This window comes from Mycobacterium sp., from assembly GCF_035314665.1.
In the GTDB taxonomy this organism is placed as follows: Bacteria; Actinomycetota; Actinomycetes; order Mycobacteriales; family Mycobacteriaceae; genus Mycobacterium.
In genome coordinates, this window is sequence record NZ_DATFZD010000403.1 from 1 (window position 1) to 12,372 (window position 12,372).

General features: G+C 62.1%; 10 protein-coding genes and 1 pseudogene. 2 read left to right on the top strand and 9 right to left on the bottom strand.

What is annotated here, in order from left to right:
• On the top strand, window positions 1–928 hold a 928-nt coding region (locus VKI00_RS28690; RefSeq protein WP_324444260.1), incomplete at its 5' end, for an acyl-CoA dehydrogenase family protein.
• Between the two features lie 44 nt (window positions 929–972).
• Window positions 973–2,181 (top strand): acyl-CoA dehydrogenase family protein, encoded by a 1,209-nt coding sequence (locus VKI00_RS28695; protein WP_324444263.1) that lies wholly within the window; start codon window positions 973–975, stop codon window positions 2,179–2,181.
• Here the strand turns inward: VKI00_RS28695 and VKI00_RS28700 are convergent.
• The 9 genes and pseudogenes from VKI00_RS28700 to VKI00_RS28740 form a co-directional block, all read right to left on the bottom strand.
• The gene (locus tag VKI00_RS28700; protein WP_324444265.1) at window positions 2,174–3,619 is read right to left on the bottom strand and encodes a wax ester/triacylglycerol synthase domain-containing protein; all 1,446 of its coding nucleotides are present in this window, start codon (window positions 3,617–3,619) and stop codon (window positions 2,174–2,176) included. The two genes, VKI00_RS28695 and VKI00_RS28700, sit on opposite strands and share 8 nt — an antisense overlap.
• Before the next feature lie 25 nt (window positions 3,620–3,644).
• A complete protein-coding gene (locus VKI00_RS28705; protein ID WP_324444267.1) occupies window positions 3,645–4,892 on the bottom strand; it encodes a cytochrome P450 in 1,248 nt (415 codons plus the stop codon).
• Between the two features lie 50 nt (window positions 4,893–4,942).
• Complete coding sequence (locus VKI00_RS28710) at window positions 4,943–5,713, bottom strand: aromatic ring-hydroxylating dioxygenase subunit alpha (RefSeq protein WP_324444306.1); 771 nt, start codon at window positions 5,711–5,713, stop codon at window positions 4,943–4,945.
• A gap of 24 nt (window positions 5,714–5,737) precedes the next feature.
• A pseudogene (locus VKI00_RS28715) lies at window positions 5,738–6,001 on the bottom strand (Rieske 2Fe-2S domain-containing protein); the annotation flags it as partial.
• A complete protein-coding gene (locus VKI00_RS28720) occupies window positions 5,998–7,005 on the bottom strand; it encodes a PDR/VanB family oxidoreductase (protein WP_324444269.1) in 1,008 nt (335 codons plus the stop codon). The pseudogene VKI00_RS28715 and the gene VKI00_RS28720, both read right to left, overlap by 4 nt.
• The gene (locus tag VKI00_RS28725; RefSeq protein WP_324444271.1) at window positions 7,005–8,432 is read right to left on the bottom strand and encodes a wax ester/triacylglycerol synthase family O-acyltransferase; all 1,428 of its coding nucleotides are present in this window, start codon (window positions 8,430–8,432) and stop codon (window positions 7,005–7,007) included. Before VKI00_RS28725 ends, VKI00_RS28720 begins: the two co-directional genes overlap by 1 nt.
• Window positions 8,432–9,913, bottom strand: a complete 1,482-nt coding sequence (locus tag VKI00_RS28730) for an aldehyde dehydrogenase family protein (RefSeq protein ID WP_414687323.1) — start codon at window positions 9,911–9,913, stop codon at window positions 8,432–8,434. The genes VKI00_RS28725 and VKI00_RS28730 overlap by 1 nt, the downstream gene beginning before the upstream one ends.
• Window positions 9,819–10,610 (bottom strand): coniferyl-alcohol dehydrogenase, encoded by a 792-nt coding sequence (locus VKI00_RS28735; RefSeq protein WP_324444275.1) that lies wholly within the window; start codon window positions 10,608–10,610, stop codon window positions 9,819–9,821. Before VKI00_RS28735 ends, VKI00_RS28730 begins: the two co-directional genes overlap by 95 nt.
• Entirely contained in the window at window positions 10,603–12,147 is a 1,545-nt protein-coding gene (locus VKI00_RS28740) for an acyl-CoA synthetase (protein WP_324444277.1), read from the bottom strand. The genes VKI00_RS28735 and VKI00_RS28740 overlap by 8 nt, the downstream gene beginning before the upstream one ends.
• Window positions 12,148–12,372: the final 225 nt, after the last annotated feature.

The window sequence follows — 12,372 nt, forward strand, 5'->3', positions numbered from 1 at the left end:
CGGCATCGCCGAACACCGCTCCAGCGTGACCAACGTGCTGGTCGCCGAGGCGCTGGCCTACGGCGATATGGGGCTGGCCCTGCCGATCCTGGCCCCGGCAGGCGTCGCCGCCGCGCTGACCCATTGGGGCAGCGCCGACCAGCAGGCCACCTACCTCAATGAGTTCGCCGGTGAGAACGTCCCGCAGGCCTGCCTGGCCATTACCGAACCGCAGCCATTGTTCGACCCCACAGCGCTGAAGACCACAGCAGTGCGCACGCCCAGCGGCTACCGACTCGACGGAGTCAAGTCGCTGGTGCCGGCCGCCGCCGACGCCGAATTGTTCATCGTCGCGGCCCAACTCAACGGCAAGCCCGCATTGTTCATCGTCGAGTCGTCGAGCAACGGCCTGACCGTCAAACCCGACCCGAGTATGGGCATCCGTGCCGCGGCACTGGGCCGGGTAGAGCTGGACAACGTGTCGGTGCCGCTGAGCGCGCGGCTGGGCCAGGACGCTAGCGGGGAAGGAGCCGCCGACGACGACTATTCCGAAGCCATCGCGCTGTCTCGGCTGGGCTGGGCGGCGCTGGCGGTCGGGACATCCCATGCGGTGCTCGACTACGTCATCCCCTATGTGAAGGAGCGCGAAGCCTTCGGCGAGCCCATTGCTCACCGGCAGTCGGTTGCGTTCATGTGCGCCAACATCGCCATCGAGCTCGACGGACTGCGCCTGATCACCTGGCGCGGCGCGGCCCGCGCCGAACAAGGCCTGCCGTTCGCCCGCGAGGCGGCACTGGCCAAGCGGCTCGGCGCCGACAAGGGCATGCAGATCGGCCTGGACGGCGTGCAACTGCTCGGCGGGCACGGCTATACGAAGGAGCACCCCGTCGAGCGCTGGTATCGCGACCTGCGGGCTATCGGTATAGCTGAAGGCGTCGTAGTTATCTAGCCGTCATCTAAGTCGTCATCCAGTTCACAACCGAAAGACCAATCATGGCAATCAATTTGGAACTGCCCCGCAAGCTGCACGCGGTGATCGACAAGGCGCACCAGGCCGGCGCGGAGATGATGCGCCCGATCGCCCGCAAATACGACGTGAACGAGCACGCCTACCCGGTCGAGCTCGACACCTTGGCCGAACTCTTCGCCGGAGCTGTCGCATCCAACACGTTGGACATGGCCGGAGCCGATGGGCTTCGTGCCAGCGAAAGCATCGAAGAAAACCGCAACGGCGGCAACATGGCGGCGGTGCTGCAGGCTCTGGAGGCAAGTTGGGGCGATGCGGCGATGCTGCTGTCGATCCCCTACCAAGGCCTGGGCAACGCGGCAGTCTCTGCGGTGGCCAGCGACGAACAGCTGGAGCGTCTCGGCAAGGTCTGGGCGGCGATGGCGATCACCGAACCAGGCTTCGGGTCCGACTCCGCGGCGGTGTCCACCACCGCCAAGCTGGATGGCAACGAATACGTGATCAACGGCGAAAAGATTTTCGTCACCGCCGGTTCGCGGGCCACGCACATCGTGGTGTGGGCGACGCTGGACAAGTCCAAGGGCCGCCCGGCGATCAAGTCGTTCATCGTGCCGCGCGAACACTCCGGTGTCACCGTCGAGCGGCTCGAGAACAAGCTCGGAATCAAGGGCTCCGACACGGCCGTCATCCGGTTCGAAAACGCCCGCATCCCCAAAGACAACCTGCTGGGTAACCCGGAAATCGAACCCGGCAAGGGGTTCGCCGGGGTGATGGAGACCTTCGACAACACCCGCCCGGTCGTGGCGGCCATGGCCGTCGGAATCGCCCGCGCCACACTGGAAGAGCTGCGCAAGATCCTGACCTTCGCGGGCGTGCAGATCTCCTACGACAAACCGTCGCACGCGCAAAGCGCCGCCGCGGCCGAGTTTTTGCGGATGGAGGCCGACTGGGAGGCCGCCTACCAGCTGACGCTGCGTTCGGCATGGCAGGCCGACAATAAGATCCCCAACTCCAAGGAAGCGTCGATGGCCAAGGCGAAAGCCGGACGCGTGGGCAGCGACATCACCCTCAAGGCCGTCGAATTAGCCGGCACCGCAGGCTATTCCGAGGAAGCGCTGCTGGAGAAGTGGGCGCGTGACTCGAAGATCATGGACATCTTCGAAGGGACCCAGCAGATTCAGCAGCTGGTGGTCGCCCGCCGGCTGCTGGGGCTGTCGTCGTCCGAACTCAAGTAGCCGTCACGGCGAGCAGACCCGGCTTCTTCGGCGACGATGCAAGTGTCAGCACCTCAGCGAAGCCGGCGCACAGGCACTTCGCGAAAATTCCGGGTTCGGAGACGGCAGCGGTGTCCAGGTTGGCACCGACAGAGCAGAGCCCCCGATAGGTGTGCAACGTGATCATCGCGGCACACCCTGGCAGCGGCGCGAAGGGATAGATGCGCTCAATTTGCGCCCCGGCGAGATAGAGGTCGCCGTCAAGCCCGGGAACATTGCTTGCCTGCAAGTCGTTTCCTGCTGTCGCTGCACCGGCAACTCGGACAAGAGCCGAACCCGGTAGTCGGGCCATCAGGGGAGCGACAAGGCCGGCACTTTCGAGTGCCGGTTCGTGACGCGCTTTCCCTACAAGCTGTTTGATGACTTCAATGCGCGCGGCAGGGTCGACAATTCCCACCGGAGCTACGAGACGAGCTGGGGCGAAGCGATTGCCCCCCGCGCTGTCGTCGTCCCGGCGTATCGAAACGGGAACTGACACCGGCATCGTCGCGGCGCCATCTAGTGGGACGTCGAGCTCATCATGATAGAGGCGAAAACCGGCGAGCAGGGCGGCCAGAAACGCGTCGTTGACCGAGCCGCCGACACGCTTACCAGCCGAACGCAGATCGGCGAGGTCCAAGTCGAGCGCGACGAACTGCCACGAACCCCCGCGGGCGGAAAGCAGCGGCAATCCCGGCACTGCCGGAGGCGATAGCACCCGTCGAGCGGACTTGACGTACTGAATCAGTCCATAGGCTGACCGGAGCGGATCACGAAAACCTTTGCTAGCCAGAGCGGCTACAGCACTGATCACTGCCGGCACCGCGCCAAGGTCATGCTCGAGTTGCCCCACCGCGAAGTCTGCCAGACCCGCTCCCGACGCCACTGCCACCGCGGGTTGGGGCTTGTTGGCTTGGTGCGCCCGCTGCCGAGAGTGCAACTGCGACAATAACTGCCTCAGCCCCAGGCCGTCGGTCAGCGCGTGGTGAAGTTTAAGTAGATAGGCCGCCTTTCCGTCGGGGAGACCTTCCACGAGCATCGCTTCCCACAGCGGCCGAGTGCGGTCGAAGGGTGTCATCGTTAGTTGCGCAGCGGTCGTCAATAGGTCTTGCCATCCATTGTCACCACCGAGGCGGCATCGACGCAGGTGATAGCGCAGATCAAACTCCTGATCTCTGACCCAGATCGGCGTCCCCATAAATCCGAGGGGCTCGGCTACTCGGTCACAAAGCCGGGGCACCATCCGACTCGCCCATTCATGGGCGTCCGTTAGCCGGTTCCAGTCGGGCTCTGTATCAAGGATTTCCACCGCCATCATGGCGGATCGCATTGCCCGGTCCGAGTCCGCGCGCCACATCAACGTTTCGAGTGGCGAAAGATTTTCAGAGGTCCCCCACTCCAGTGGGATGGCGTTGTCCACGTTTCACGATCCCTTCCCCGATTTTTTAGTCAAGCGTGCCCCCACGGCTTCCCGGGGTGAACGTGACCGGTATCGATGTCAGCTCGTTTGAGAAGTTCGACGTGAGGCGAGTGATCGGCCCTGCGATTTGCATGTCTGGCACCCGTCGCATCAACTCCTCAAACAGCACCCGCAATTCAAGCCGCGCTAGTGCATTACCGAGGCAGAAGTGCGCCCCGCCGCCGCCGAACGCCTGATGCGGTGGCTTCTGCCTTGCTACGTCGAAACTTTCGGGGTTATCGATCGCCGCGGGGTCACGGGACCCGGCAGAGTACCACATCGCGACACGTTCGCCCTCACGGATCGGATGTCCGCCCACCTCGGTGTCATGCTGCGCAACACGAGTGAAGTAGATGACCGGTGTTACCCACCGCAGCATCTCTTCGACGGCCATCGGAATGGCGTCCGGATTGTTGACCAGCTTTTGACGTTCGCCGTCGTTCTCGATCAACGCGCGCATGCCGCCGGAGGTGGTGTTTCGTGTGGTGTCGTTCCCGGCGAACATCAGCAGGGCAAAGAAGAAGGTGACCTCGGCCTCGCTGAGGCTCTCGCCGTCAACCTCCGCGGCGATCATGCGAGACACCAGGTCGTCTCCAGGATTAGTTTTTCGCTCGGCAGTAATCCCGTTCATGTACCCACCGATTTCGAGCATTGCGCCCATACCCAACTGCGGGTCGGCGGTCGCGGCCGCTCGCGATAGCGTGTTGGTCCATTCGAAGAGTTGACGGCGGTCTTCCTGTGGCACGCCGAGCATGTCGGCGATCACCCGCAAGGGCAACTCGACGGCGATGTCGTCGACGAAGTCGCACTGGCCCTTTTCGATCACGTCATCGATCAGAGCCGTGACGGTGTCACGGATGGCGGGCTCTTTCTGACGGATCAGCTTGGGCGTGAAAACAGCCTGCACGACGTTACGTTGTTTCGTGTGGTTAGGCGGGTCCATGCCGAGTATGACCTGTCCCAGTACCTCCGGAGGCACTGCACCCTGAGAGGTCGCAAACACTCCGCCGCGAGCAGACGAGAACGTTGCGGGGTTCCGGCTGATGGCCGCGATATCGGCGGCTTTCGTGAAGGACCAGAATCCGGGCTCGTCTCCCGTGAGGGCATTCCAGTGTGGGCTGGCCTCCGAGCGCAGCCGCGCAAACAGCGGATATGGTGGGCCGTCCTCGAAGTACGACAGGTCAGTTAGATCTACCTTGGACAGGTCGATATCGGCAAAATTCAATGTTGCCATCGCGATTCCTTTCGTGGCGTTTCGTCAGTGCTGTTGCTGTTCTGCGCTTTTCAGCGAGTGATAAGAGGTCTTGTGTTCGCCCAGCCCGGGCGAAGTGCAGAACGGCCGGCTTCCTTGGCGAGCATGACCGTGACGATGCGTCGCGCGCGCAATGCGGCGGCGTCGGCCTGGAATTCCACCCCGGATCGCCAGCCTTCGTAGCCGGTGTGGGCTGCTACTTTTTCCAGGATCTCTTTGTCCCGATCGACAAGCTTGCCGACAAAGGATTGCAACGTGGTCGCAACGGTCTCGTTGGCGGGGGCGTAGTTGTACGCGCCGTACATGAAGATGCGTGTCGCCGTGTCGCTTTCGGGAGTGATCGCATGCGTGCGGACATTCGAGTAGGTATTGCCGTCGGCCTCCAACTCCCACCGTTGAATGTGCATCGCAGGCGAAGCGAAGGTTCCTTTTTCCCGCCGCGTATACAAGCCCGCAGGATTCAGCCCGGTTGCCTCGGCCTCCCATTCCGCGAGCGGCGCCTCGGACAGCACTCGGGTGTAGGAAACGGTTGTCTCGGTGACCTCGATCTGGTTGAAGGCCGGCAGCCGCTCCATTCCCGGCGGTACGTCGTCACGATAAACGATGGGAGCATAGGAAAAGTCGAGATAGTGCTCGTGCACCATGAGATAGTTGGCTTTCACCCGCCAGGCGTCGCTGAATGTCGACCATCCCGGCTCGTTCAGCCACGGAGCTCGCGGCGGACGACTGCCGGCGGCGGCCGCTGGTGGGCCGGGCCAGATCCAAATGAAGGGCGGCTCCTCCAAAACCGGGAACGCCCGCACACTCATCCCTGTTGGGACATAAGACTGCGTCGGAACGCGGACGCACCGACCGTCCGCTGTATACGCGCAACCGTGGTATCCGCACATCAACAGATCACCGTCAACACGACCGTCCGACAGCGGAAACCCACGGTGGGCGCAGCGGTCCTCGAACGCTGCTGCCTGGCCATCCCGTGACCGCCAGAGCACGATATCGCGGCCCAACAGTCGGCGGCCCAGAGGTGCGTCACCCAGCTCGTCGCAGGTGGCGGCAACATACCAGCACTTTGTCGGGTAATTCGTGTTCATAGGTCTAACACCAACTTCTCGCTGCAGGAACGGGATACACACGTCAGAATCCTGTTCCCAGACGCGCGTTCGGCATCGGTCAGTACGGAGTCGCGATGATCAGGAGTGCCCTCCAAAACGGTCGCCTCGCAGGTACCACAGATCCCTTCTAGGCAGGACGACAGAATCGGTATGTTCGCATCCTCCAACGCCTCCAGGATCGACGCATCTTCAGGCACGTCCACGGCCACACCCGAGCGCTGACACACCACCTGGAAGGTGTCCAACGCTTGGCCGCCGGCGTCCGCAGCAGGTGCCTTTGCCGCGAAGCGCTCGATGTGCAGACTGCCTTCTGGCCAGTGTCCGCTGTGCTCTTCTACCGCGGCCAGCAGCGGCTCGGGCCCGCAGCAGAAGACCAACGTGTCTTCCAGGGGCTCTTTAAGGGCAGCCGCGAGATCGAAGAACGTGCCGTTCTCCTCGTCAGACCACACCGTGACCCGTTCGCCATGGATGCCGGACAGCTCCCCTTCGAATGCCATTGTTGTCCGTTTGCGGCCCAGGTAGAGCAGTGTCCAGTCGCTGCCCGCCCGGTTCGCGGCTTCGACCATCGACATGATTGGCGTGATTCCGATGCCACCGGCGATGAACAGATATCGCGGCGAGTCGACGAGCGGAAAATGATTGCGCGGCCCCCGAACCCGCACACTGCTGCCTTCTTCAAGGTTCTCATGAACATGACGGGAGCCACCGCGGCTCCGCGGGTCGAGCAGGACACCAATGCGCCATGTTGTGGCATCGCGTGGATCACCGCACAGGGAATACTGGCGAACCAACCCCTCTTCGAGCAGTAGGTCGATATGGGCCCCCGGCTCCCACGCCGGCAGATCATCGCCCTGCGGATGTTGCAGTTCCAGCGCCACCACACCGTCCGCTGCCACATGTCGCCGATGCACGACCAGGTCGGTGGTGAACTCAAGCACCTGCGCGGCCGATGACGCAGGCGATGGTACCTGAGCGGTAGTCATCAGTTCGAGCTCCTTTCTGGGCTGACAAGCGCAGCTAGTTCAGCCAGTTCAAGGCGAAAATCGTTTATCAAATCCCATGCGTCCGGCAATGTTTGAGCGTCTCCGACTATCCCGATATCAAGGCCGCTCTCGTAGCTGACGACAGTGATGTTGAGTGCGAAACCGTCAAAGACGACACTCATCGGGTAGTGCGCCAAGAGCGGAATGCCATAGCATCCCAATTTCACGGGCGACCCTGGCACGTTCGAGATGATCAGGTTCACCGGTGGACGAACGAAGCGCGAAGAAACAAGTTCCATCAACCCGCGAGCGGCGATGCCGAATATCGGTATTGGGATTGGATCGTTCACATCACTCATGAGCGTCGGGGGAGCCTTGCGCGATCGCTGTTTGGCAAGGTCGAGCTTCTCGTGTGCGAACGCGAGTCGCTCATCTGCATCGGACAAGTGGGTAGGAATTGGAGCGATCACTGAGGTAATCGCGTTTCCGTAGCGGTCTTGCGCTTCTGGCAATCTGGTCGATACCGGAATGTATGCGACAAGCGGGTCCGCCGGCAGATCATCGGTCGCGGTCAACCTCCGCCTTAGGGCACCGGCACACAGCCCGATCACGACGTCGTTGACGGTTATGCCCAGCGCGTTCTTTATTGTCTTGACGTCGCTCAAAGGCAAAGTGCCAAACGCCACTGAGCGGCCCGCCGAAAGCTTGGCGTTGAAGCGCGTTCGGGGTGCCTCCAGGCGTTGGGCTCCCAGGTCGCCTCTGGCGATTTGCGAAATCGTATGTACGCCAGGCAGCGACCTCAAGACCGGGACTTGATCCAAGTTCGCGAGCGCACCGGGGGTGGAACGCAAGCTTCGGAGGCGGTGGAGTGGCATGGCCGCAATTCCACGGCCCGCGAGCACCGCCCGGTTGGGAGGAACCGCCGGCTGATTGTCGGTGGGCGCGATCGGAGAGTTCTCGTCGGGCGAGTCAAGAAGGGTGCTAAAGATCTCTCCCGCCGCGATCCCGTCCACCGCAGGGTGATGCAGGGTCATGACGACCGCGGTTCGGCCCTTCAGACCGTGGAATACTTGTAACTTCCATAGCGGCTTATCCCGATCGAGTGGCGTCGACAGCGTCTTGGCCACCTCGGCGCCGAGCGTCGTCTCGTCGGCAGGTGCGGCGAGAGTTTTCTCGGAGACATGATCTTCGAGTTTGACGTCTATGTCGACGAACACTGGCCGGTCGAGGCTCAAGGGAACCGTCACCAGCTTCCACCGCAGGGGCGGACATAAGTCCATTCGCTCGGCCAGCCGTTGGCGCATTGTCGCCGCTGTGATCGGCTTTCGGTTGCCGGTCTGATAGATCGCTAGTCCGCAGTAGTGCGAGCCGGCGTTCTTATGCTCAGCCGCTAAGAACTGCGCATCGAGACGCGAAAGGCGACGCATCAGAAAACCCGCCGCATCAACTTCATTGCTCTCTGGGTATAAGGCGGGTAAACAACTTTCAGGTCGGGCCTTGCCCGCTTTGCCAGAACGCTTCTGCGGTGGCTCATCGCTTCGAACCCCCACCGGCCGTGGTAGGCACCCATTCCGCTCGCGCCGACGCCGCCGAAGGGTAGCTGCGGCACCATGCAATGCATGGCCACGTGGTTGACTACTACACCGCCGGATGGGACGCGATCGACGAGCGCCTGCGCGACAACTCTAGATGCGGTAAATAGGTATAAGGCAAGGGGTTTCGCCCCACCGTTGACGAAGTCGGCAGCGGAATCGAGCGAATCGACCGTCAGCACGGGCAAGATAGGACCAAAAATCTCGTGTGCCATCACCGGGTCCGACTGCGATGGGTTGACGATCACGGTGGGTTCAATACGCATTGCAGAGCTGTCGAATCGGCCCCCGGTGACTACCTCGCCGTCAGTAGTGCTGATTAGCGAGGCCAGTCGATCGAACTGACTTCGATTGACAATTCGCATCGACGGATCCTTTTCCGCTGAACGGAATTCACGCACGTTCGCAACGATCTTGTGGATGAGTTCATCGGCCACGGCGTCTTCGGCCAGGACATAGTCCGGCGCGATGCACGTTTGCCCGGAGTTGATCAGTTTCACCCAGGCGATGCGCCGCGCCGCGACGTCGATATCGGCATCAGCTGCGACGATGACTGGGCTCTTGCCGCCAAGTTCGAGAGTGACCGGCGTTAGCGTCGGTGCGGCGGCGGCCATGATCTTCTTGCCGACTTCGGTGCCACCGGTGAACAACACATGGTCAAAGCCCTGGGCGAGCAAAGCCTGTGTGACTTGCGCGTCACCTTCGACGACGCGTACCGCGGTCGGATCCAGATACTGAGGAATCAGCCGCGCTAGTAGGGCCGAGGTTGCCGGCGCTAGCTCGGAGGGTTTTATCACCGCGCAGTTTCCGGCGGCCACAGCCGCCACGAGCGGCGCCAGACTTAGGTACACCGGGTAATTCCACGGCCCGATCACCAAGATCACGCCGAGTGGGTCGTATTGGATCCAGCCTCGACCCGGTAGTTGGCTCAGTGGAAGTGAAACCCGGCTGCGGCGCATCCAGCTCTTTAGGTGCTTGCGGGCGTACGTCGCTTCGGCCTTAGTCGACGCGATGTCACCGAGCCACGCGTCGACCGGCGAGCGACCTAAATCCTCTGCTAGAGCGACGGTTATCTCCCCCTCCTGCTCTTCGCATAACCGCTCAAGTCCACGCAGCTGCTCGAGGCGCCATGACAGCCCGCGGGTACGACCGCTGCCGAACACACTGCGAAGGTTCCCGAGCAGCGAGGTAGCGTCCAACGACTCTATTTGGCTTCGCAATTCAAATCTCCGGCGCGGGGATGGCCCCAGTAAGGACCGCTCCCATTGCGCCTCCGTCGACGACAAGCGCGTGCCCGTTGATCCAGCGCGCAGCATCGGAGGCAAGAAACACGATCGTGCCTGCGATGTCGTCCGGCGTTGCATGGCGCCCGAGTAAGGCCTTCAGGCCATCGAGCGTGTCTTTGCCCATAGTGTTTTCGAAGTCGACCAGGATCGGCGTCTCCACCGGCCCGGGCAATACTGCGTTGATGCGAAACCCGTTATGCGCAGCCAACAGAGCCATCGACATTGCGTACACGGTGGTGGCTTCCTTCGAGAAGTTGTAGGCGTTGCCCTGTTGGGGATGCGCCTTGAACCAGGCCATACCCTCCTCGAAGGTCTTCGTCGCCAACAGTTCGCCGATCGCATCAAGCCGCGCGGGCCAACCAAAGCCCGCCGTCGACGACACAATCGTCACCGTCCCTCCGGGCTTGAGGCGATCGAACATCGACTCCGCTAACTGCCGCACAGCCAGTGTGTTGACTGCCAGCACCACATCGCCGGGAGCCGTCCCGGGAACCCCGGCCACGTTCATCAGCCCCTCGAACTGTCCGCCGAGTTGCTCGACGGCGGCGTCGATACTGCAAGGATTCGACAAGTCAACTTCGATGTGGCGGGTGACCGCCGCTGCTGGGCTGTTGCGGTCCAACGAGTAGACCTCGGCTCCGGCTGCTAGCAGTTGTTCAGCCAGAGCGTGGCCGATCCCAGATGCTGCGCCCGTGACGACATAACGCCGCCCAGTGAACTCAGACATGCGTACTCCCTTTTGTGTAACGGTCGATGAGGACTCGTTTGATGAGCTTTCCGGTTGCCGATCTCGGCAATTCAGTGACGAAATCCACGGATTTCGGTGCCTTATAGTGCGCGATGCGATCCCGTACATAGCCGATGATCTCGGCCGCGACTTCGTCGGAAGGCGTGACGCCCTCACGCAGTTGAACGACAGCCTTGACCTGCTCGCCCATCTCGGCGTCCGGCACACCGATCACCGCGACATCAAAGATCTTCGGATGAAGAGCCAGCGCGTTCTCGACCTCTTGGGGGTAGATATTGACCCCACCGGAGATGATCATGAATCCTTTGCGGTCTGTCAGGAACAAATAGTCGTCGTCGTCGAGGTAACCGACATCTCCGACGGTGCACCAGTTGTCATGCGTGGGATGTCTTGAGGCGGCTGTCTTTTCCGGATCGTTGTGATACTCAAACGGAGCCACGTCGCGTTCGAAGTAGATGGTGCCGATCTCGCCGGCGGGAAGCTCCTTGCCGTCCTCGTCGCAGATGTGCAGCACGCCCATCGCGGCTCTGCCGACCGATCCCCGTTTGGCCTGCCATTCACTCGTGGTGATCACTGTGGTGCCATGCTGCTCGGTGGCGCCATAATACTCGGCGAGGATGGGACCCCACCACGCGATCATCGCGTCCTTCACGTCGGGAGGGCACGGCGCGGCCGCGTGCACCGCCAGCCGCAGGGAGGACACGTCATAGGCGGTGCGGGTCGGGTCGGGCAACTGCAGCATCCGCACGAACATCGTCGGCACCATCTGGGTCACCGTGACCCGGAACCGTTCGATCGCGGCCAGCGCCTCCTCGGCGTCGAACCGCTCCATCAACACCACTGTTCCGCCCAAGGCCTGGACCGAGGCGCACCATTTCAGCGGGGCTGTGTGATAGATGGGTGCCGGCGATAGGTAGACGGAGTCCTCAGTCACCTTGAACACGCCTTTGAGCAAGGCGACCAACGGATCACCCGGTTCGTCGATCTGGCCCGGCACCAAGCGCGGCTTGATCCCTTTGGGTCGGCCGGTGGTGCCCGACGAATAAAGCATCTCGGAACCGCGAGGCTGGTCGACCAATCGCGGTCCCGCGTTCGCCAACAACTCGGGGTACGGATGGTAGCCCGCGACCTCCCCGCCGAAGGCGTACCAGTGCTCAACCTCAGGAACCAAAGACACAACGGGTTCAGCCACCTTGCGCACCCCGGCCGAGGCAATCACGACTCGAGCGGCGCTGTCGCCCAGGATGTATGCGGCTTCCTCTGGTGCCAAATGCCAATTCACAAAGGTGACATAGAGGCCGGAACGCATTGCCGCCCAATACACCTCGAAAGCCTCGGCCGAGTTATCCGAAATTAGCGCGATCACATCGCCAGGGCGCAGACCCAACGCGTGCAGCGCCGATGCCAGGCGCGCGGAATTGTCGTCGAGCGTGCGGTAAGTCAGGGCTTTGCCCGTGCCCGCCATGACGACGGCCGGACGATTCGGGGCGGATGCCGCATATGTTCCCGGATACATGTGCGTACTGGGTGATCAGGCCGAAGCCGGGATCGGCTCGTTGCGATGGCTAACGGCGTCACGGGCGCTGCGAGCATGTGTTCGGGGACGGCGAAAATGAGCCGCGGTATTCACTGCGGTGAGAGTGACCGGGATAAGTAGCGGTAACAAAATAACTACCAGCATCACTACTAAAGTGGCGATATCGCCCAGCATTGTTTTACTCCTTCTCCGCAACGCGGATAA

What these genes read in the sequence shown, in the direction of transcription:
- VKI00_RS28730 (WP_414687323.1), bottom strand. Translation starts at nt 9,913, where the DNA reads ATGCTGCGCGCTGGATCAACGGGCACGCGCTTGTCGTCGACGGAGGCG.
- VKI00_RS28735 (WP_324444275.1), bottom strand. Translation starts at nt 10,610, where the DNA reads ATGTCTGAGTTCACTGGGCGGCGTTATGTCGTCACGGGCGCAGCATCT.
- VKI00_RS28705 (WP_324444267.1), bottom strand. Translation starts at nt 4,892, where the DNA reads ATGGCAACATTGAATTTTGCCGATATCGACCTGTCCAAGGTAGATCTA.
- VKI00_RS28725 (WP_324444271.1), bottom strand. Translation starts at nt 8,432, where the DNA reads ATGCGTCGCCTTTCGCGTCTCGATGCGCAGTTCTTAGCGGCTGAGCAT.
- VKI00_RS28695 (WP_324444263.1), top strand. Translation starts at nt 973, where the DNA reads ATGGCAATCAATTTGGAACTGCCCCGCAAGCTGCACGCGGTGATCGAC.
- VKI00_RS28740 (WP_324444277.1), bottom strand. Translation starts at nt 12,147, where the DNA reads ATGTATCCGGGAACATATGCGGCATCCGCCCCGAATCGTCCGGCCGTC.
- VKI00_RS28720 (WP_324444269.1), bottom strand. Translation starts at nt 7,005, where the DNA reads ATGACTACCGCTCAGGTACCATCGCCTGCGTCATCGGCCGCGCAGGTG.